This window comes from Methylocapsa sp. D3K7, from assembly GCF_029855125.1.
Classification (GTDB): Bacteria; Pseudomonadota; Alphaproteobacteria; order Rhizobiales; family Beijerinckiaceae; genus Methylocapsa.
In genome coordinates, this window is sequence record NZ_CP123229.1 from 3,623,836 (window position 1) to 3,643,271 (window position 19,436).

General features: G+C 55.8%; 18 protein-coding genes and 2 pseudogenes. 11 read left to right on the top strand and 9 right to left on the bottom strand.

Features of this window, described 5'->3' with window-relative positions:
• Window positions 1-14: 14 nt before the first annotated feature.
• Together QEV83_RS17010 and QEV83_RS17015 are read right to left on the bottom strand one after the other, a co-directional pair.
• The gene (locus QEV83_RS17010) at window positions 15-767 is read right to left on the bottom strand and encodes a hypothetical protein (RefSeq protein ID WP_280128855.1); all 753 of its coding nucleotides are present in this window, start codon (window positions 765-767) and stop codon (window positions 15-17) included.
• A gap of 327 nt (window positions 768-1,094) precedes the next feature.
• Window positions 1,095-1,976 carry a DUF707 domain-containing protein gene (locus tag QEV83_RS17015; protein ID WP_280128856.1) on the bottom strand — a complete coding sequence of 294 codons (882 nt, stop codon included), beginning with the start codon at window positions 1,974-1,976 and terminating at the stop codon, window positions 1,095-1,097.
• A gap of 580 nt (window positions 1,977-2,556) precedes the next feature.
• Between QEV83_RS17015 and QEV83_RS17020 the strand changes: the two genes are divergently transcribed.
• The 4 genes from QEV83_RS17020 (at window position 2,557) to QEV83_RS17035 (ending at window position 5,544) form a co-directional block, all read left to right on the top strand.
• On the top strand, window positions 2,557-3,072 hold the full coding sequence (locus QEV83_RS17020; protein ID WP_280128857.1) for a copper chaperone PCu(A)C: 516 nt from the start codon (window positions 2,557-2,559) through the stop codon (window positions 3,070-3,072).
• An 88-nt stretch (window positions 3,073-3,160) separates the two neighbouring features.
• A complete protein-coding gene (locus tag QEV83_RS17025; RefSeq protein WP_280128858.1) occupies window positions 3,161-3,937 on the top strand; it encodes a class I SAM-dependent methyltransferase in 777 nt (258 codons plus the stop codon).
• 223 nt (window positions 3,938-4,160) lie between these two features.
• Window positions 4,161-4,868: a CoA transferase subunit A gene (locus QEV83_RS17030; RefSeq protein WP_280128859.1), complete on the top strand. Its 708-nt coding sequence runs from the start codon at window positions 4,161-4,163 to the stop codon at window positions 4,866-4,868.
• A gap of 13 nt (window positions 4,869-4,881) precedes the next feature.
• Window positions 4,882-5,544, top strand: a complete 663-nt coding sequence (locus tag QEV83_RS17035; protein ID WP_280128860.1) for a 3-oxoacid CoA-transferase subunit B — start codon at window positions 4,882-4,884, stop codon at window positions 5,542-5,544.
• A gap of 9 nt (window positions 5,545-5,553) precedes the next feature.
• On the opposite strand, the gene QEV83_RS17040 is transcribed toward QEV83_RS17035, so the two are convergent.
• Together QEV83_RS17040 and QEV83_RS17045 are read right to left on the bottom strand one after the other, a co-directional pair.
• Complete coding sequence (locus tag QEV83_RS17040) at window positions 5,554-6,351, bottom strand: ComF family protein (RefSeq protein WP_280128861.1); 798 nt, start codon at window positions 6,349-6,351, stop codon at window positions 5,554-5,556.
• 1 nt (window position 6,352) lies between these two features.
• Entirely contained in the window at window positions 6,353-7,039 is a 687-nt protein-coding gene (locus tag QEV83_RS17045) for a hypothetical protein (protein ID WP_280128862.1), read from the bottom strand.
• 158 nt (window positions 7,040-7,197) lie between these two features.
• Here QEV83_RS17045 and QEV83_RS17050 point away from each other — a divergent pair.
• The 3 genes and pseudogenes from QEV83_RS17050 to QEV83_RS17060 all read left to right on the top strand — a co-directional run.
• Window positions 7,198-7,287: pseudogene (locus tag QEV83_RS17050) on the top strand (oxidoreductase); the annotation flags it as partial.
• A 124-nt stretch (window positions 7,288-7,411) separates the two neighbouring features.
• Complete coding sequence (locus QEV83_RS17055; RefSeq protein ID WP_280128863.1) at window positions 7,412-7,993, top strand: YqaA family protein; 582 nt, start codon at window positions 7,412-7,414, stop codon at window positions 7,991-7,993.
• Between the two features lie 5 nt (window positions 7,994-7,998).
• Complete coding sequence (locus QEV83_RS17060; protein ID WP_280128864.1) at window positions 7,999-8,487, top strand: disulfide bond formation protein B; 489 nt, start codon at window positions 7,999-8,001, stop codon at window positions 8,485-8,487.
• 2 nt (window positions 8,488-8,489) lie between these two features.
• Here QEV83_RS17060 and rlmN read toward each other — a convergent pair whose 3' ends face one another.
• Both rlmN and QEV83_RS17070 read right to left on the bottom strand, forming a co-directional pair.
• Entirely contained in the window at window positions 8,490-9,680 is a 1,191-nt protein-coding gene (gene rlmN, locus QEV83_RS17065) for a 23S rRNA (adenine(2503)-C(2))-methyltransferase RlmN (RefSeq protein WP_280128865.1), read from the bottom strand.
• Window positions 9,681-9,872: 192 nt separating this feature from the next.
• Complete coding sequence (locus QEV83_RS17070) at window positions 9,873-10,496, bottom strand: hypothetical protein (RefSeq protein ID WP_280128866.1); 624 nt, start codon at window positions 10,494-10,496, stop codon at window positions 9,873-9,875.
• Between the two features lie 328 nt (window positions 10,497-10,824).
• Between QEV83_RS17070 and QEV83_RS17075 the strand changes: the two genes are divergently transcribed.
• A complete protein-coding gene (locus QEV83_RS17075; RefSeq protein WP_280128867.1) occupies window positions 10,825-11,529 on the top strand; it encodes an SIMPL domain-containing protein in 705 nt (234 codons plus the stop codon).
• Between the two features lie 4 nt (window positions 11,530-11,533).
• Here QEV83_RS17075 and QEV83_RS17080 read toward each other — a convergent pair whose 3' ends face one another.
• On the bottom strand, window positions 11,534-12,439 hold the full coding sequence (locus QEV83_RS17080) for a methyltransferase domain-containing protein (protein WP_280128868.1): 906 nt from the start codon (window positions 12,437-12,439) through the stop codon (window positions 11,534-11,536).
• Window positions 12,440-12,665: 226 nt separating this feature from the next.
• On the opposite strand from QEV83_RS17080, the gene QEV83_RS17085 reads away from it, so the two are divergent.
• The 3 genes from QEV83_RS17085 to QEV83_RS17095 all read left to right on the top strand — a co-directional run bounded on the left by QEV83_RS17085 (window position 12,666) and on the right by QEV83_RS17095 (window position 14,606).
• Entirely contained in the window at window positions 12,666-12,938 is a 273-nt protein-coding gene (locus QEV83_RS17085; protein WP_280128869.1) for a hypothetical protein, read from the top strand.
• A gap of 377 nt (window positions 12,939-13,315) precedes the next feature.
• The gene (locus QEV83_RS17090; protein WP_280128870.1) at window positions 13,316-13,705 is read left to right on the top strand and encodes a hypothetical protein; all 390 of its coding nucleotides are present in this window, start codon (window positions 13,316-13,318) and stop codon (window positions 13,703-13,705) included.
• Between the two features lie 607 nt (window positions 13,706-14,312).
• Complete coding sequence (locus QEV83_RS17095) at window positions 14,313-14,606, top strand: helix-turn-helix transcriptional regulator (protein WP_348273237.1); 294 nt, start codon at window positions 14,313-14,315, stop codon at window positions 14,604-14,606.
• Between the two features lie 1,173 nt (window positions 14,607-15,779).
• Here QEV83_RS17095 and QEV83_RS17100 read toward each other — a convergent pair.
• Together QEV83_RS17100 and QEV83_RS17105 are read right to left on the bottom strand one after the other, a co-directional pair.
• Window positions 15,780-15,902: pseudogene (locus QEV83_RS17100) on the bottom strand (IS5/IS1182 family transposase); the annotation flags it as partial.
• Window positions 15,903-15,963: 61 nt separating this feature from the next.
• Entirely contained in the window at window positions 15,964-19,329 is a 3,366-nt protein-coding gene (locus QEV83_RS17105; protein WP_280128871.1) for a glycosyltransferase, read from the bottom strand.
• Window positions 19,330-19,436 lie beyond the last annotated feature (107 nt).

Sequence of the window (19,436 nt, forward strand, 5' to 3'; positions counted from 1 at the left end):
TTATCCGTCAATAACTATGGAACGGGGCGTTCCGATTCCTGAAGAAGGTTTGGGTCAAAAATCGCCGCCGGTATTTTTGATTGATGTGCCGCCGGAACCTCGCTCCCTTCAAGCAATCGGATGTCGGGCTTTTCTTCCCCGCCCAGCATCCGGTTGATGAGCCAGCGCCTCAGGCCCGCCTTGAACGTCTCCTTGGAGACTTGGCTGTAGGACGGGTCCATCGGCACCCCCGCCAGCAAGTAGTATTTGCTCAGAACATCGGAGCCCAGCAGTCCGCGCTCCTGCGTAAAATAAGAAAAATGACCGATGACGATATCACCCGCGATCCTGCCCGGTTTGCCCGCGCGCGAGGGAAGGACAGCGCTCACCCATTCCTCGTCGTCCACCCCAAGCGGACAAAATTCTTCTTCCGTGAAGCTTGCGGCAAAATCACCGAAAAAGCCAAGGCAATTGATCGAAAATCGCGACAAACTTATTGCAAAATCAGGGACTTGAAATGCCGGCAGCTTGTTTGCTGCGGCCGCCTGAAGAAACACATCATGCAGAGCCTTTGCGAACATGGGGCTGCGCCAGCCGTAGGCACAGCCAGCTTGGGCGCTAACCCTGTTTCCTATATGAACGCGCCCATGATATTTTAGAAGCCACGTGCAGATCGCGTTGTTGACGACGAGCGGCGACCACCAGCTAAAGCTATTTTTCTCGGCAATGGCCTTGTTATAGAGGCGCCGGCCAAAGTCTTTCGGAAGATAGACGATATCATCATCCATCTTGATGTAAAAAACGCCAGGATCACGACATTTGACATAAAATCTATTGACCGAAAGATTGCTTCCATCTGATCCTTTCATGGATATAATGGATATCTTTGGTGATAGTTGCGCAAGTTCGTGAATATACTGCCTATCTGCTTCGTTCCGGCAATTATCCCAGAGATGCCAAGCGTCAATGCTCGCGTCATTCAAAATATAATGTTTTAAAAGGTCCAGATATTTTCGCCGACCCGCAGGGGTCACGACAACGATACGGTGCATAATGACTTTCCGTAGCTTAGGGCCAAGTAAAAATTAGGTAACCTATCATGATATCACGATACCTCAACCGTAATCGATGACCCGGTCAGGCATTTGCTTCAAGGCTTTGTAGGTGTAACCTGCCATGCGCCGGGCAAGGGCACGCCGGTTCACCGGCAGCGTTTCCTTGAGCGCCAACAGCCAGCCCGCGAGCATGCGGAAATCGAAGGCCCTCTCATTGTGCGCGCGTTCGATGTGGCGTCCATTGGCCAGGATCGCGCCATAGGTTTCAATGATTGGCTGTTCATCGATACCGAGCGTTCGGCAAAGCCCTCGCAGTTCGTCCCACGGCGAGATGTTTTTGTCGCGCAAAGCCTTGTAGTTGGGGCCACCGACGGGACGCGTATGACGCACTGCGACCTCGTCGATGAGTGCCATTTTCATGGGACCGGCGAACTTCGCCCATGCCTGCTCGAGGCCCCATCCGCTCAGGGTCCCGGCGAAATAGCCCAAGGTCTTATTGAGCAGCGCTTTCGTAAGGCACGGCGCCATCACTTCCACAAAATTGGTGTAGCGCAGGCGCGTGCCGGCGTTGCGGAGGGTAATGAGGTGGGCGTAATAGCTATTCCAAGTGAGCGTTGGATGGCCAATCTCAAGGCCATGAGCCTTGCATATATCGAATAGGCGGTTGAGGTCGTCCTTCGACGCCATCAGATCATCGTCGGGCAACAAAATATAATCATAGCGGGCAAGGAATTCCGGATGCTTGATGAAAACGTCATGAAGACCCTGCCATTTGGGGCCTTTTCCGTCGATCCGCGTCACGTCCTCGATTTTATATAAGTCCGGGTCGTCGCCAAAATAACTGACGGCGAGATCCCAGTTGCGGCCGCTGTCGCCTGCGAGCCAATGCGGATGCAATGAACTATCGCCCGCCCTGACAACGACTAAATTGCGTCTCGACATCTATGCCGCGCTTCTCCGGGAAATATCCAAATTAAAGTTACGTCCAAAAGACATGCGCCAGTGGCCGCCCGTTTCATCGTGCCTTCAACTTAGGACGGCATCTGGTAGATTTTCTTGGCACCGCCCGCGCGAACGGCGCTTATAAACTTCCACGAAAGAATTTCAGACCCTTTGCGCGGCACAGGGAACACCAAGTAGCGATTGGCGTCAATGGTGACTTCATACTTTCTGTAGGTTCGCTCAAGACGCAGCTGGAAAGCTTCAACTGTGTGCAGTCGTGATCAAGCAAGAACAGTTCCAGGCAGGAACGCCGCGGCCGGCAGGACGGTTCATCGACCGGCCAATCAATCCGGTTCTGGCGCTAGCCTGCATCGAACACCGGGACCATGTGTCGCAGATGTGTGTATACCCCCTGGGCTCGAAGCTGATCCACTTGTAGCGCCTGGAGTAATCAAGCTGAATTGATTGCGGAACGGCCATGCTCGAACGCCCGCAATCGTTGCTCAAAAAGTTCTTTTCGTGCTTAGTAAGGCGGCAATAAGGGAACCAGCCAATTCCCTAAAACCCTGGAGGAATGTTCATGAGGGTCCGTTTGTTGCTGTCCGCGCTGACCGCCGCGCTTATCGCCGTGCTCGCTTCTGCCGCCACTGCGCACCAAGAAGTCGCGGGCAATTTGAAGATCGGTCATCCTTGGATTCATGAGGCCGCGGCGGGGGCTCCGAGCACCTATGCTTGCATCATCGAAATCAAAAACGACGGCGACGAACCGGAAACCTTGCTCGGCGCGACGGTGGATGGAGCCGGTCCCGGTGTGTTGTATCAAATCATCGAGAAAGACGGCAAATTCAATTCGACGCCGGTCGAACAAGGGCTGCTTATTAAACCGCATGGCAGCATCGAGTTGAGCCCGAGCACCTATCAATTTCGATTTAAGAATATCACCAAAGCTTTGACCGAGGATTCGATGGTCGAGGGGACACTCGTGTTCGAGAAATTGCACAGCGTTCCGGTCCATTTCATGGTCGAACCAGACGATACCGCCCCCAAAGAAGAAGCCGACCATGATCATGACGACCACGATCATCACAAGATGTGATCGGGGCCGTTTCCCAAAAAGTTTGCCCCGCAGGCGCGACGGTCAGGCTCTTTGTCTGATGCGGATGCTCGTTTAGGAAACCTCTCCCATGACTGAAGTGGTTGCGCCGGAGGCCGGTCCGGCAACGAGCCAGGTCGAGCGTCTCTTTTCCGGCTCCATCGGCGCGGAATATCACATGCTCGACTTGATCTGTCCGGCGGCGGCGGCGATGAGCAAGCGAGTTGGCGATTTCGTTGCGAGTCTTTCCTTCGATGCGGCAAACTGCCAGACGTCCTTGAGTGCTTTCGAGATCGGCTGCGGCACCGGTACGACGACACTGGGGTTGCTGGAATCTCGCCGCGGTCTCACGATCCTGGCCGCCGACAATGAACCGGCCATGTTGAGTCAGGCGCAAAGAAATTTATCCCGCTTCATCGATGAGGGACGCCTGCGCCTGGTCGAAACGGATGCGCTGACGGCGCTGCGGGAGCTTGCGGCGAACAGTCAGCATGTGGTGGCGTCGGCCTATGCCGTGCATAATTTTAAGGACAGCTACCGGGATCTCGTTCTGACCGAAATTTTCCGTGTCCTGCGGCCGGGCAGTATGTTTGTAAACGGCGACCGCTATGCACTCGATAACATTGCCGGACAGACGCGGCTCACCCAGGAGGAGGCGCACGGCTATTTCAAGGTTTTCTCGGCGATCAATCGTTTCGACCTCTTGGAGCAATGGGTTCTGCATCTGTTCAGCGACGAGTCGGCGGATCACATCATGCGGCTTAGCCCGTCACTGGAAAAATTGCGGGAAATTGGCTTCACTCCTGTCGAAGTGCATTTCCGCGATGGCGTCAACACGCTACTGTCTGCCACGAAACCGGCCGCCTAGGGGGCGGGGGCTACAACATACAACGCCAACACTTCGCCAGCCTCTGGCAAAATCCAGCCTCTGGCAAAATCATTGCATGATGTATAAACTTAAGAGTTCAACCGATACACGCTAATCAGCGCTGGGCAGCCGATCCACCAAGCCATTGAATGCCGGTGGCTTTTGCGTGAAAGCGCCGCGTTACGCCGAGAGGACAAATGATGCCCGCGAGCGAGGACCTTGCATGAACAAAGTTTATCCAGATGCACGTTCGGCCTTGGCCGATATCGTCAAGGACGGAATGATCCTCATGTCGGGAGGATTTGGGCTTTGTGGCATTCCACACGTTCTGATCGAGGCCATTCATGATCTCGGGGTCAAGAATTTGACGGTCATCTCGAACAATGCGGGGGTCGATGGCGCCGGACTGGGCATTTTGCTCGAGACGCGGCAGATCAAAAAAATGATCTCGTCTTATGTCGGTGAGAACAAGCTCTTCGAGCGGCAATATCTTTCCGGCGAACTGGAACTCGAATTCAATCCGCAAGGCACACTCGCCGAACGCATCAGGGCAGGGGGCGCCGGGATTCCGGCATTTTTCACAAAAACCGGCGTTGGGACTCTCGTGGCGGAGGGAAAGGAGCTGCGTGAATTCGACGGCGCCACCTATGTCATGGAGCGCGGGCTTGTCGCCGATGTCTCGATCGTCCACGCCTATAAGGGTGATACCGAAGGCAATCTCATTTTTCGTAAGACGGCCCGCAACTTCAATCCGATGATGGCAACCGCCGGCAAAGTCACTGTGGCGCAAGTCGAGCATCTTGTGCAACCTGGCGAAATCGATCCGGCGGCAATCCACACGCCCGGTATTTTTGTCCAGCGCATCGTCCACACGCCGGACATCGCTAAGCAGATCGAAAAGCGCACCACGCGTCCGCGCATCGCTGCGTAAAGGAGAAACCGAGATGGCCTGGACCAGGGATCAGATGGCGGAACGCGCAGCCAAGGAATTGCGGGACGGCTTTTATGTCAATCTCGGGATCGGCATTCCGACGCTCGTGGCAAATTTCATTCCGCCTGGCATGGATGTGCAATTGCAAAGCGAGAATGGCATGCTCGGCATGGGACCGTTTCCGTACGAGGGCGAGGAGGATGCCGACCTGATCAATGCTGGCAAGCAGACGATCACCGAACTTCCGACGACCAGTTATTTCTCCTCGGCTGACAGTTTTGGCATGATTAGAGGCGGCCATATCGATCTTGCCATTCTCGGCGCGATGGAAGTCACCGAACGCGGCGATCTCGCCAATTGGATGATCCCCGGCAAGATGGTGAAGGGAATGGGGGGCGCCATGGATCTTGTCGCCGGCGTCAAGCGGGTCGTGGTGGTGATGGAGCACACAGCCAAGGGACAGCCGAAACTCCTGCACCATTGCACTTTGCCGCTGACTGGCACGGCGGTCGTCGATCTCGTGATCACGGACTTGGCAGTTTTTTCTATCGACAAGGAAGGGGGCGGCGGTATGACCCTGATCGAACTCGCCGAAGGCGTCACTCTGGACGAGATCAAGGCGAACACCGAGGCCACCTTTAAAGTGGCGGGGGACCTCAAAACCAAGGCGGCGTGAAGCGGAGACTCAGATCGCTCGCGCGAACACCAAAACATCGACGTGTTTGGCGCCGCTTCGCAGCAGCGCGCGAGAAGCTGCGTTGGCGGTTGCCCCGGAGGTCATGACGTCGTCGACAAGCACCACGGCGCGGCCTTCGATCTGTCCGGCCTTCCCATCGTTCACGCGAAACGCGCCTTGTAAGTTCAGTGCCCGTTGCGAACGGGATAGGCCAACTTGCGATGGAGTCGGTTTGACTCGCGCGAGAATAAAAGGATCGGCCGGGACGCCGCATCGATCCGAAATGGCCTGCGCCAGGGCGTGTGCCTGGTTGAACCTGCGGACAGCAAGGCGGCGGCGGTGCAGGGGTACCGGCACGAGGACTTCCGCCTCTGCCAAGATTTCGGTCCCCGCGCGCGCCATCCACGCTCCAAGGGGTTTGGCGAGTTCCATCCGGTCGCTATATTTCAGCCGGTGAACCAGCCGCCGGACGGGGCCGTCCTCGAAATGCGCGACAGCCCGGGCGCGGGCATAGACCGGAGGATCGGCGACCGCCTCGGGCGACAAAAGCCCGTCATTGCCAAGATCCATGGCGAAGGGCGTCCCAAGGCGGTCGCAAAACGGACGCTCGATAAAACGCACTTGCGCCCAGCAGGCGGCACATAACGAGCCAGAAGCGCCTGTGGATTCACGGCAGTTGAGGCAGGCGGGCGGAAACACCGTGTCGAGCGCGGCATGCGCCAAACCCCGCAAAACCGGCAAGGCCCGGAGAGCGGCCGTGTTGCGCAGGAAGTCCGAAAGCCCCCGTAAAGGGGATTCGGCAGCCATCCTACGGCGGTCCAAACGCCAGGAGTTCCCTGGTGTAAATCTCACGGACTTCGGAGAAGGGCTCGTGGGCCGCATTGTAAATCAAGGCGCGATGCTGGAAAAGCTGCAAGGGTATCTCCAAAGCCGCCTCGGGGTTTGCGTCAGCGGGTGGGGCAAGCTCCCAGCCATCCGGAAGCGGCTTCCAAAACATCTCAACAGCTAAATTCTCGCGTGTGGGCTTTAAATCCCGTACCGCCCGGCCAAAAGGCGTGTCGGTCGTAATCAGCATATGGTTGATTTCCGGCCCGACCCGGCGTGGCACATACCAATTGTCAGCTTCGACCAGGACGTGGCCACCGCAGGTGAGCTCAACGTGCCGGTAGGTGATCTCCTCTTCGGGGCCAATTTGAAGCCTTCGCCGCTGCTCGGACGAGACAGGCTTCTCTGGACCAGGGATTCGCCTGGCGTGGACCACGGGTTCGCTCGCCAGTTTGTGATCGGCGCACCATTTGGTGAGAACTTCCGTTGCGGTACAGGAGGCGCACAGAAGGCGGCCATTGAGGGTCTCGATCAAGGCGAGGGCCTCGACACGCGAAAGCAGGGTGTCCGGCCAAGGCCCGCCGGTCCGCCGTAACACGGGCTCGGCTGAAATCGTTGAGGCGTAGAGGTTCAACGTCACTATTGTTCCAATCCACCACCAGTGGCGCATGCGAGCGTTTCCATACGGCATTTTAAAGGTCAGGGGCAACCAGGCCCCTAGATTCGTCATAACACAAGTGTGTTAAACGTACCTGGCCCCGCCTGGACATAAATGCACCTGGGCACGTATCCCATTTAAATCCCGCAGTCTGACGTCATGGAGGTTCCATGCGCATCGACCATACCGGGAAAACCGCCATTGTCACCGGTTCGACCGCCGGAATTGGCCTCGCGGCAGCCAAGGGCTTCGCGGCGTCATTGACACCATCGCGTGAGCGGCCAACAAGCATTTGGGTGCTGTGAATTGCGCTGGGGCGGGATATAAGCCAAAGATACGCACGTTCTGATCGGGACGCGGCCTCTTACTTTGCAAACGGAAAACATGTTTCAGACCCTTTATCGTTGGACGCTTAGCCTCGCGGAAAGCCAGCATGCGCCGTTGGCGCTCGGCGTCGTCGCATTTGCGGAAAGCTCGTTTTTTCCGATGCCCGCGGACGCAATCTTGATCCCCATGTCGCTTGCGAAGCCAAAGCAAGCTTGGGTCTATGCTTTGATCTGCACATTGGCCTCGGTCGCCGGCGGGGTGTTCGGCTATGCGATTGGCGCGCTTTTGTATGAGACAGTCGGAAAATGGCTGATTGATCTCTATGGCTATGGCGCACGCATGGACGATGTCCGCACCCTTTATGCCAAATGGGGCTGGCTCGTCATCGTAATTAAGGGCTTCACGCCCATCCCCTACAAGATTGTAACGATCACGAGCGGGCTTTTGGCGTATAGTCTCCCGCTCTTCATTATTTTGTCGATCTTGACCCGGGGCGGCCGCTATTTTCTTATCGCGGCGCTTCTTAACCGCTACGGCTTGCAGGCGCAGCTCTTGCTCGACAAATATTTTGGCTGGTTTTTGGGAATTCTCATTGTTGCGATTGTCGCCGGCTTCTGGTTTGCGGCGCATGTGATCTGATCGCGATGGTTGCCAGTAGACCTCTTTATATTGCGCTTGCGATTCTCATGTTCGCCAGCGCATCGATCGCGGGCGCTTTCCTTTTCCAAGCGTTGGGCTATGCGCCTTGCGAACTGTGTCTCAAAGAGCGCATTCCCTATTATGCTGGCATTGTGGTTGCGTGTTTTGCGCTTGTCTTTGCCAAGCGGGGCAGCAGAACCTTGATACGAGTGACCTTCTCCATTCTCGCCTTGATTTTCGTGGGGAGCGCGATTTTCGGCGCCTATCACGCGGGCGTCGAATGGGGATTTTGGCCGGGTCCAACCGAGTGCACGGGCGCCCTCCAGCGTGCCGCCTCGGTGACGGATTTTCTCAAGCAATTGGAGAGTGTCAAGGTCATCCGTTGCGATAGTGCGGCCTTGCGTATTTTGGGATTGTCGCTCGCAGGATGGAACGCGGTGATTTCCGCGGGATTGGCGGGGCTCGCCGTGTTGGGGTTGCGAGCTGAGTCGTAAAACTACTCTTCTCCTACCGCGAGGCGTGCCCGTGCCCGCAGCTTTTCCGTTTCGCTCTTCAACTGACCGCAGGCCGCCAGAATGTCGCGCCCGCGCGGGGTGCGCACGGGGCTGGCATAACCCGCGTTGAAGACAATATCGGAAAACTTTTCGATCCGTTCCCAATCCGAACATTCATAAGGTGCGCCGGGCCAAGGATTGAACGGAATGAGATTGATCTTGGCCGGAATGCCCTTCAACAGCCGCACCAGTTCGCGCGCATCGGTCGGTGAATCATTGATGTCCTTCAGCATCACATATTCAAAAGTGATGCGCCGCGCGTTGGTGGCGCCGGGATAGGTCCGGCACGCCGCAAGCAGATCCTTCAGCGGATATTTTTTGTTGAGCGGTACAAGTTTGTCGCGCAAGTCGTCGCGCACCGCGTGGAGCGAAATCGCCAGCATAGCGCCCGTCTCGCGGCCAAGCTCTTCCATGCGTGGCACGACGCCCGCCGTCGAGACCGTGATCCGCCGCTTCGACAGTGCGAGGCCGTCGCCATCGGACATCACCGCCACCGCGTCGCGCACATTGTCGAGATTGTAGAGCGGTTCGCCCATCCCCATGAAAACGATATTGGAGACGGCGCGCAGGCCTTCACCTGGAACAAGTCCGTCGCCGGGCGGCACCAAGCCAGGAAAATCGCCAAGCCTTTCGCGTGCGATCAAGAGCTGGCAGATGATTTCCCGCGCGGTGAGATTGCGGACCAGTTTTTGCGTCCCGGTGTGGCAAAAACTGCAATTCAGCGTGCAGCCGACTTGGCTCGAAACACATAGGGTTCCGCGATCGCTTTCCGGGATATAAACGCATTCGACCTCGGCGCCTTTGTCGCCCGGACCCACGGGGTCGAGCCGCAACAGCCATTTGCGGGTGCCGTCGCTGGAAATTTGCTCGGCGGCGATCTGCGGACGCGCAAGCGTAAAATGCTCCGCGAGAGTCGCCCGCAACACCTTGCTGACATTCGCCATCGGCTCGAAAGACGTGGCGCCTGCATGATAAATCCAGTGCCAGAGCTGCGCCACGCGCATGCGGATTTCGCGCTCCGGCACGCCAATTCCGGCAAGTGCCGCGGCAAGTTCCGGCCGCGTCGCACCAGCGAGCGACGTAGGATCGTGGGCGGCTTCGAGCGGCGCAGGGTGTGTGGCACTGTATGACATAAAAAAGGGGCCTAATGCCATGAAAGGGAAAGCGTCCCCACCGACGGGTCGGTTCGTCCCCTATGGCCGATGCAAGGCATGATTGCAATCAGCAGAAGGATTACTTGGGCATTTTGGTTCTAGGAGCAAGTCGAAATCACAACGCTGCCGCGGCTTGATCCAGAGTGAGGATCAAGCCGCGGCGCGCAGAAATTACTTAAGCTCGATCAATGGTCCCGCATTGTCAGGGAAGGTCGATGTATTGAGAACCTGAATGCCGGCATTGTGTTCACCATTGAACGGCGTCGCGGTCCCTGGGCACCCTGCCTTTGTGGCATCGCTCGCGCTATTGAACCAGAGCCCGACGTGGTAGAGTTGCACCGGATTCACTGTGGCGCCGGTCGTTGATTGTGGAAGGACTGCGGGCGGATCTGGAAAAATATTGGGGGAAGGCAGAGCTGCCTGGGAAACGATGAACGTCTCTATGTTGAAACGCCCAACGAAATGTCCAACGCCGTTGCCCCTTGAGTCGGTTGAGATGTCGCCTTGATACCAAGCGAGCCCGAACGGCTTATTCGGAACTTGAATGATGAAAAGGTCGAAATCCGTTTTCGGCGGCAAGCCCTTCACCGAAACGGTGAGAGTTTCGGTCTCGCCGGTCGTGTGATCGATGACCGTCCCCCTTGCATGGGGCAGACAAGTGGCAGCCCCGGTTGTCACGCTTAACGGGAAGTCAATTGTCGTAACCGGTTTCACTTTTTTACTTGTATCCTGCGCATGCACAGGGGAAAAAGTCAGAAGTGCCGCTGATGTAATTAAAATAGGTACTATTTTCATAATCGTTTTCCTCTTTGTAACATATTTGATGATCAAGATAATTTGAGCGATTATAATAATCGAGTATGATGACACAAGATGTCATCCCCAAGACAGGGATGGCTTAGGTGGTATATCCGATAACCAACAGCGTAATCTGGCTAAAGCATAGTCATAAGTGCCTTGCTATACTGCTTGCAATTCTGACTACGACATCAATCAGACTTGACGCTTTCAGACAATTGCGCGAACGCGGGCTAGAAATATGTGTGTTTTGTTCCATTCCCTGAAAGAGATCTTAAAATCTTGCTCTTTTTTCTTGTGGGTCATGGGCGCGTTTGCGCTGGCCATGTGGGTTCAATCTGGCACCGCCTATGCCCAGCAATTGCTGCCCCCCTTAAAGGATTCGGTGCCATCGATCACCACGACTGGGATCGCCAGCACTGAGGTCATCCCTGATATCGCGACGATCTCGATTGGCGTCGACACCGAACGGCCGCACGCCGCTGATGCCGCTCGCGAAAATGCTCGCGCCACGCAAGCGGTTGTCGGCGAAATCAAGGCGCAAGGGATCGAGGCGAAAGACATCCGGACGCTCTCGATCACTCTATCGCCGGTTTACGACGAGACCTCCGACGCCAACGGCCACATCAAGCGGACATTGCGCGGTTACGATGCTCGCAATCTGTTGAGCATACGGATCAAGGACATCACCAAGGCTGGCGCGCTGGCCAGCCAGTTGATGGACAAGGGCGCCAACAATTTCGATGGCATCGAATTCGATTATTCGCAGAAAGACGCAAAATACGAGGCCCTCCGCGGCGATGCCGTTCGGGATGCCTTGCGCAAGGCCAACAGCTATGTCGGCGCACTCGGTATCAAACTCGGGCGAATTCTAGAAATTGCAACCCAGCCGCCGCCCGAGCCTGTTGCCGCCGCGATGTCACCGAGAATGCTCGGCGCCGCGCGTGCCCCCGCGCCAGCCATTCCCGTTGAACCTGGTGTCCAGACCTTGCGCACCGAAGTGCAGGTGACGTGGGAACTCGCTCAGTAAAGGGTTAGCTCCCGGGAGGCTTGCTTTTGAGCGCGTCGGCGAGCCGCATCTTGGCCGAGCCTGGCGCCAAGGGTTTTTGCTGACTCTCGTGCGGCGCCCATCCAGAGAGAAAAATCAACTCGAACGTTGCGCGCACCCGCCCGTCCGGATCGGCGTAGCGCTCCGCGTAAATATTCGCGGCGCGCATAAAGAAACGCTTCGTCGCGGGCTTGCGCCGCCGCGTCACAAGCGCATTGGTCGCGCCCATCCCGCGCAGATCGCGCATAAGCCCAAACATATCGGAATAGCGCACGGTCAGGGGCTCGCTATCGGCGACCGGCAATGCGAACCCCGCACGCTGCAGAAGCCCCCCCATGTCGCGCACATCCGCGAAAGGCGCGACTCTCGGGCTGACTCCCCCAAAGATCTCCGTTTCAGCCACGGCCAAGGCCGTGCGCAACTCCAAGAGACTATGGCCGCCAAGCAGGCAGCCGAGAAAAAGCCCATCCGGCTTCAACACCCGGCGGAGTTGAACGAGCGCTCCCGGGAGATCGTTGAGATTTTGCAAGGACAGCACCGAGACCGCCAAATCGAAGATTTCTGGAGCGAACGGCAAATCTTCTTCGGCGCCCGCGAGGCGGACAAGGGGAAGCGTGCCAGCCAAAGCCGCCAGAGGCGCCATCCGGACGAAAAGGGGCGGATTCAGAATGTCCGCAAGCCGCTCGGCAAGCTGGGGCGACGGCGTCCCCGCATCGAGGACGCTACGGAATTCGCGCTTGATCGAAGCCAGCCGTTCGACGAATTCCTCGATGGCATGGAAAATAAGAAAGCATTCGCTCCCAGCGGCGGCGGCGCGGGCAAGTCTGCGCCTTATCAGGCAGCGGTCGAAAATGGCGGGAGGAAGCTCGCCTTTGTCAGCTGGCATGCGCATCCGGAAAGGCACTGCGGTTCGGTTCGAACCGGACCATAAGCACCGGCGGTGATGATGACTAGTGCCTGCCGCAAGCGTCGCGATGAGGCCCTCGGCTGGTTGCGCTCTAGATCGACTCTCGCGTGATGTGATGAAGGTGTGAACCAACACAGTGTTGTATCGTTATTTGCGGTAGCCTCTTTTATTGACCGTGCGGGAGAGACCGGCACAGAAACGGAGACTTTTGATGATCAATTTTCGTAAAGCACTTGCAACCAGCCTGGCGTTCGCCTCCCTTGGCATGGGCGTTGCCGCAACATCCACCCCGGCCGCCGCTTGGGAATTTCAACACCGAGTTTTTTCCGGCTTTAACGATCAGGTTCGCATGTGGGGTCCCGGCATCGGCGGAGTTCCCACGGGTGCGACTTATAATGTTTTTAACCCCTGCTATCTCACCAATCAGACCATCGTCGACGACTCCGGCTTCACCTATTATTCGACTGTGCGTGTTTGCCAATAAAGCTCCCTGTATCTTCGCGACAATCTTCATTGGCGCGGAGGCCAGTTGAAGCCGCCCTTCAAGCCTCCCGCGGCACTATGACAGCGAGCCGGTTTCGAGGCGTGAACCTGGGCATTGTGACGCCGCAAACTTGCGAATTTCGTCAGCCGGCTCGTAGAGCAACGGAAGTCCCCAATCTGCTCCGGGCCGGGAACCTTAAGCCTTCCTGCCAATTAGCATTTTAGACTTGACGTCAAGGTCGCTAGTCACTTGTGCACTCTCCATCGTTCTCTTGAGCTGTTGAGAGAGGAGCGGGCAACGTTGAAAGGTTGATTGATTTTGGCTTCGAAAAATTTTCGCGCGGTCTCGTAAAAAACAACGGAAGGGTGGAGGGCGAAATGGGTGCAGCGTGCTTTTTTCTCTTCTGCTGGCTAGGTTCGGGGGTCGTCCCGGACGGCTCTGGCGGCTATGTGCCCTTCACGAATAGCAGTGTTATGCCTGACGGATCGCTTCGGCCCTACGACCCTGTGATCGACGGCGTGGCCGGACCAGCACCTTATGGCTCCTATCCATCCGTCGTGCCCATGCCGGATTACCTTGAGCTTGTTCCTCCCCCGCCGTTGCCGGAATATGCTTATCCCGAGGATTATGGGCCGCCGCCAGCGCGAACTTACCGGCCGCGCCTATCTTCTGGAGGAGAGCAGCGCCGTCTTCCTCCTCCGTCTCATCAGCCATGCTACGACGGAGACGGGAAATTTGTTGGGGGCGATAATAAGGAATGCCATTGATCATTGCGCTACGCAGCGGGGTCGGCTGGTTTGTATTCCGCTTATAAGGCGTCTTTCATGGGCCGCCGTGGCTTGTGGAGCCTAACGCCCCACCATGCATGCCGCCGTAAGTCCCGCTCCAATCGAACGCTTTAGGCGCTCGACCAAGTGAGAGATCGGCGGGCTGAGACTCATGGATCCCTTTCGCCCTGCTGTCAGGAGTCCCGCCGCCTTTTTTCGCCGGAGACCTGACCTGATCCGCGGAGGGTTTGGTATCGGAAGACGGCTCCTGCGCCCGCACGGCTGCGTCGAAGGGCGTTATCACGAAGAGAATGGTGGAGATCAAAATGCGGAAATGGAATGGCATGGTGATGTCACCCGCTACGTAAGAGCCTGCCGGTTGCCGCCCATGGACCGCCCTCCATTTTTGCGCAGGATCTCAGAGAATTAACTTACAAAAGGCCGGGCGTCACTAGAGCAGAAATTCAACTTGTGTCTAGCTTTGGGTTCGACGGTTTTTTCTCTCGGTTCATAGTGAGATTCCGTTGTTGAATCATTGCATTTGCTGTCTTCTGTTGGTACAATGTGCAATTGTATAACTACAGATAAACAATCTGCGGACATGCATTTGGATATCAAGCCCGTTCAGATCCGAATGGCCCGGGCGGCGCTTAGTTGGGGCGTACGGGACCTCGCAGATAAGGCGGGGATAACGGCCAATACCGTTACCCGCATTGAGAATGGATCGGACGCCAAGCAATCGACGATCAACGCCATCCGGGGCGCTCTCGAATCAGCCGGGGTGGAGTTCATCGCCGAGAACGGTGGCGGGGCCGGCGTCCGGTTAAGGAAGGGGAGCCCAAGAGGCGACCCATCCGCCTCGATTAAAGTCGAGGATCTGACGGCAGAGAATGACGAATAGTGTCGAGTATGCATTCAATTCACGCTCTACCATGAAACACCAAGCTTGGCGGGGTGGCTGTCACGAAGAATTGAGCAACTGCGATAAAACATAAAATGAACCTTTTGAAAGTCAATGATGTTCGCTTGTCATAAACTCCCCGGTAACCTGGCCCGCCTAAACGGCGGGCTTTTTCTATATAAGGGGAATAGCGATATCAGCCGAACACCCGGTCTCAAACGGCGAGACAATGATTTGATTGTGATCGAGGGCGCGGTGGAGGATTAATGCTCAGTTTTGATGCGCGGTATGCCGCCGCTCACAGCATATGCGATGAGGGCACAATCGTGAAAAAAACTGAGTATCTTCAAATTGCAATTTTTTTCCTGGGAACGATCCTTCTAGCCGTATCTTTCACGGTTATCTTTAAGTAGGCGCCCGCCGTTGATTGGCTTGCAAACTAACGGAATATTCTTCCTTAGCGCTGAGGATCGGCCTCGATCCGTACAGATTTGGGGGTTTCCAATCGTTCACGACGGGTTGCGTCTAACCGTTGCGCGAACGGGTCAGTGATAAGCGGCGCTTGCGTACCTTCCAACTGTCGGGGGGGCGGCATAAACTGTCGGGAGCGACGACGTTCCAAAGTAGGCATCCACTGCCCTGTCAGCGCGGAAGCAGCGCCAGTAGGCGTCCTTTACGTCTTGCGGCAGCTCCCAATAGGGAGGACGGTTATAGGCGGTTGTGCGAGGTCCGAAGTGCACTTTCAGGACAGAATCAAAGCTACTCTTCGCTGCAGCTTGCTCCGCGAGGATTCCAGAATTCATTGCCGTTACTCCCAAGGCATCGTGTCCTGGGAAAACGTATTCCCTTTGAAAACAAGCGCCGTGCGGAGATGCACGTTCCATTAGCCTGATTGCTTCATCCAGCCCCGCAGTTTGGCCGCGTCCCTGGCATCGCACCAAACCGTCCTCTCAATCGTCGGCCTCGGCCATCCAGCACATGGCCTTGAGCACAGCAAAGGCATAATTGTTTTTTTCGCCCTGATGGAACTTTTGGTGCCGAAAAGTGATCTCATCCCCTCAAGGGTGCGCCTGCCGCCTTCACTGAGATGCCTGGTAGGCCCACACAAAAAGAGCCGTCCACCATCCAATCCAAACTATGACGGTGGAAAGCTTGGTTTTAGCTGAAAACCGGAGTCCGCCATTGTTTGGCCGGTGGAATGAGCGGCTCGATGTGAGACCACTCGTAGTCCGTTAGATCGCTCGAATAGCGAAGCTTGCCTCGATTGTATTTCAGGCGGTTGTCGGACGGCCACACCGGCGACCCATTCTCGAATCAGGCCGCCTCCCTTCAATCACAAATGATTCATTCGATTCAATTACTTCCGGACAGACATTCCGCGATTAAGGGTTTGGTACCCACTAGCTGACATCGGCAAGGGCGGTGGAGTACGGAGGATGCGCCGGCTATCAACTATATCAGCATAAAGATTCTTGTACTGTGCAGCCATGAACTGCACATCATTCATCCGCCCTTCGCTTTCCTGCCACCGGTCAATATTGGCAGCTTTTTCCCTGTAGCTGTCATTGTCGCTGATGATCGAAATGATTGCGTCGAACGCTACATCGGCATCGTGATGCGGTATAATCCACCCCCCCCCTGCTATTCGAATTCTCTCAGCAACGGCGCCGAAATCAAAAGCCAGAACAGGAAGCCCAATCGACCAAAGCTCAGTCAAAGTGTGGCAGTATGTTTCCGGCCAGATCGACAAGACCGCCCCAAGATGAGCATTGATTGACGCAGCACGCGCAGCAAACTCCTCACGCTTGTAGGGTCCGTGGCAGATAATGCGAGGCCCCTTCAAATCCTCAATCGAATTGCCGAGGATGTGAAACTCCAATCTACCTAAAACGTCGCGATCGCGTAAAGAGAGTATGCGCCCAGCACCCTTCGGCTTATCGATGTTGCCAGCCACGAGGATACGAACAGGCTCCAGCAAATTCGGTACGCGAGCGAATTTTCGCATTGCATCGAATGAGCGGCCATGAGGGATAACACGAAAATCGCGATCTTTCAGGAATGGGAAATTCGACGTGAGTACCGCGTGACTTGAAGCTGCGGTCGTCACAAAGGCGGAGCATTCATGCAGAACTTCCGCCATGATCTCGCGCCAGCGGCGAACCCATCGGCCCTTGAGTGGCGGGAAACTTTCAGGCGGCCAAAGATCAGCGACGCAATCTCCACTGGATGGCGTGCAATTGCCTCCGCAATAGTGAAAGTTCTCGTCCAAGAGCTTTATTGTCGGACATACCGTGTAGAAATCATGGAACGAAAAAACGATGGGAATGCCAAGCCGCCCGCATCGATTGATCAGTCCAAGGCTGTGATATGCGATATGACGAATATGCACTATCTCGAACACATAACGGCACAACCATTTACTGACGACGTCATCATATTCCTTTGAACGATGGCTAACCGCGTCAATTTGAACCCTTAAGCTGTGCCGAGCGACCAGCTTAGAACTTTCCAGCATAATGTGCGACAGCTCGATATTAGAAGAATCGCAGTAGAGCAGCCACGCGTCGTAATCGCCTTGGAGTGCGCTCATCAAGTCTTGATTCGTCTGCGGCGTTCCGCCTTCCAGTGTAGAGATGACATAAAGAATGCGCGGTTTGCCGGAAACGTCTGCGGATGGTCTCGCAACGATGCGTCGTGCTACATAGCGCATTGCAAGCATTTCGGGACCTTCACTATACACTCGGATCAGCTTCCTGTACTCTGGATAACGCTCATCGATAATCAGCGATGCCGATGCGCAAGACGTGTGTCTCCCTTCCTCGCCATAGCTCGCCGATTGCTTATGATAGATCAGCGTTCGATCATCGATGACGTGAGACCAGCCGGCGCGAAGGGCCCGCATGCAGAAATCGTTTTCTTTCCCATAGCCGCGCGGAAATGCCTTTTCGTCCAGTTCTCCTATCGCATCGAGGCAGTCGCGGCGCATATATAGGCAATGGCCGTTGCCTGTCGGTACGCGAGGTCTGAGACCGATCGATAGCTGCGTGATCAGGCGCGCATAAGTATCATGGTCGAGCCCAGCTGGCCGCTCATTGTATCGATCAATCTCAGGTATTGAAAATGCCCCGGCATTATCGGACACGGCCGTCGCTGTGCCTATGTCCGCGGCGGAATAGGCGGCGCGGCGCAAGCCCTCGAGCCAGCGTGGAGTTACTCGCGTACCTGAATTGAGTAAGACCACATCTGCCTTACCAGCAAGGCGAATACCGAGGTTTGCCGTGGCTGTGAAGCCGAGGTTCGTTTGATTGCGAACGATATCAAGATTGTCTATCCGGCGATACCGTCCAAGCAATTCTGAAATGGCGGGGTCCGGACTGGCATCGTCGATGACGATCAAACGGGCCGACACCGTAGTGTGCTGCAAGAGCGACTCTAGGCAAATTTCGAGCTCATCAGGCGCATTATAGACCGGAACGATGATAACGACACCGGAATTGGCATCACCGTCGATCAGCCTTTGTGGCATGGGTTCGACGAATAGACTTGCCGAAGCCATCTCGTTGCGTGTGAGCAATACTGACCCATCGAGTGGCTTCCGGCTAGGAAGCGAGAGAACTCTCACTTCGAAATGCGTTTCGTCAGCAGGCACGAAGCGAAGCGGAATCGCAAAGCCCCCTCCATCATAAACCGCCGCGATGGATTTTAGGTCTTCACGCCAGATGTTCGCTTGGAAGGTGTTATAGCGCACGCCGTTTATCAAAAGCTCAAGATCAACAGGCTGACCCGTGGGCAAACTGCGAATTGCCCAGCCGTATAATGTTCCTTCTGAAAATCGCTCTAGGAAGCCGCGAACGTGGTTGTCTATCGTAATTAATTTCGAATCGAGGATATGCGTTCCCCAGCGCATCTCGATTTCAATTTCGTTCCCACCACTGGCGTGCGAATCAAGCCCATTAGCTATTATCGCATTGATGATTTCCGCCCGGTGGATCTTAAATCCCGTGTTTGGGCAAAGGGTTAGCTTCGCGTCAACGACGTCAGAACGTGGGACGTTGCAAACAATGCTGATTAACTCTTTGTTATCGATGAAGAGCTCGGCTGAGACAGCAGCACCCAAATCAACATTGGATGTATCGACCCATCCGTTCAAGTAATTTCCATCGAAATGATCTAGTGCCCCGCGAGGACGTCCGGGGCTTATGACCTGTTGTTCTGGGACCAAAACGCCCCATTGGTCGTTCGCTCCAATGGCGAACATGTTCGAAGCGCCGTCAAGCTCAGATCGCGGCAAGATTGCCCTGAAGCTATTTGCGAGACTTGGGATATCGCTACGGACAATTTTCGTCCACCGTGTATTCTTTCGTATTCCGCCGACATGTATGAACGGATTTACATCGGTGGCCTGGCGATCGCTCAACCAGAATTCCACGAGAATGAAGGCCGAGCCTAATTCGACGCGATCTATCCATCCGTGGAACCGGTCCTCTTGATCATCAACTCCTGTCGACAGCATCGTCTCCCAATTCTTTTGGCAGAACTCGTTGAACCCCTGCGCCTTGGCCCATCCGGCATTCTGATCTATCCTCAAGTGAGAATTGCAGATATCCATCAAATCATCTATAGTTGAGGACGCAGCTATACACGATTCCGGTTTTTCGTCTGAAGAGTAATCCTCCCTGAAGTACGGCTTTTGCAGCGGGTGGAGGATTGAAATGGCCAGCACAAGACACACACCCTTGGATGGTGTCGTGAAAATGCGACATGCCAGCGACTCGAGGGTGAAGGTAGCGGCCATCGCGGTCTGAACAATAGAACAGGCGTAAACTCTCG

What these genes read in the sequence shown, in the direction of transcription:
- QEV83_RS17055 (WP_280128863.1), top strand. Translation starts at nt 7,412, where the DNA reads ATGTTTCAGACCCTTTATCGTTGGACGCTTAGCCTCGCGGAAAGCCAG.
- QEV83_RS17040 (WP_280128861.1), bottom strand. Translation starts at nt 6,351, where the DNA reads ATGGCTGCCGAATCCCCTTTACGGGGGCTTTCGGACTTCCTGCGCAAC.
- QEV83_RS17030 (WP_280128859.1), top strand. Translation starts at nt 4,161, where the DNA reads ATGAACAAAGTTTATCCAGATGCACGTTCGGCCTTGGCCGATATCGTC.
- QEV83_RS17075 (WP_280128867.1), top strand. Translation starts at nt 10,825, where the DNA reads ATGTGGGTTCAATCTGGCACCGCCTATGCCCAGCAATTGCTGCCCCCC.
- QEV83_RS17010 (WP_280128855.1), bottom strand. Translation starts at nt 767, where the DNA reads ATGGATGATGATATCGTCTATCTTCCGAAAGACTTTGGCCGGCGCCTC.
- QEV83_RS17085 (WP_280128869.1), top strand. Translation starts at nt 12,666, where the DNA reads ATGATCAATTTTCGTAAAGCACTTGCAACCAGCCTGGCGTTCGCCTCC.
- QEV83_RS17035 (WP_280128860.1), top strand. Translation starts at nt 4,882, where the DNA reads ATGGCCTGGACCAGGGATCAGATGGCGGAACGCGCAGCCAAGGAATTG.
- QEV83_RS17070 (WP_280128866.1), bottom strand. Translation starts at nt 10,496, where the DNA reads ATGAAAATAGTACCTATTTTAATTACATCAGCGGCACTTCTGACTTTT.
- QEV83_RS17060 (WP_280128864.1), top strand. Translation starts at nt 7,999, where the DNA reads ATGGTTGCCAGTAGACCTCTTTATATTGCGCTTGCGATTCTCATGTTC.
- QEV83_RS17080 (WP_280128868.1), bottom strand. Translation starts at nt 12,439, where the DNA reads ATGCGCATGCCAGCTGACAAAGGCGAGCTTCCTCCCGCCATTTTCGAC.
- QEV83_RS17045 (WP_280128862.1), bottom strand. Translation starts at nt 7,039, where the DNA reads ATGCGCCACTGGTGGTGGATTGGAACAATAGTGACGTTGAACCTCTAC.
- QEV83_RS17025 (WP_280128858.1), top strand. Translation starts at nt 3,161, where the DNA reads ATGACTGAAGTGGTTGCGCCGGAGGCCGGTCCGGCAACGAGCCAGGTC.
- QEV83_RS17015 (WP_280128856.1), bottom strand. Translation starts at nt 1,976, where the DNA reads ATGTCGAGACGCAATTTAGTCGTTGTCAGGGCGGGCGATAGTTCATTG.
- QEV83_RS17020 (WP_280128857.1), top strand. Translation starts at nt 2,557, where the DNA reads ATGAGGGTCCGTTTGTTGCTGTCCGCGCTGACCGCCGCGCTTATCGCC.
- QEV83_RS17090 (WP_280128870.1), top strand. Translation starts at nt 13,316, where the DNA reads ATGGGTGCAGCGTGCTTTTTTCTCTTCTGCTGGCTAGGTTCGGGGGTC.
- rlmN (WP_280128865.1), bottom strand. Translation starts at nt 9,680, where the DNA reads ATGTCATACAGTGCCACACACCCTGCGCCGCTCGAAGCCGCCCACGAT.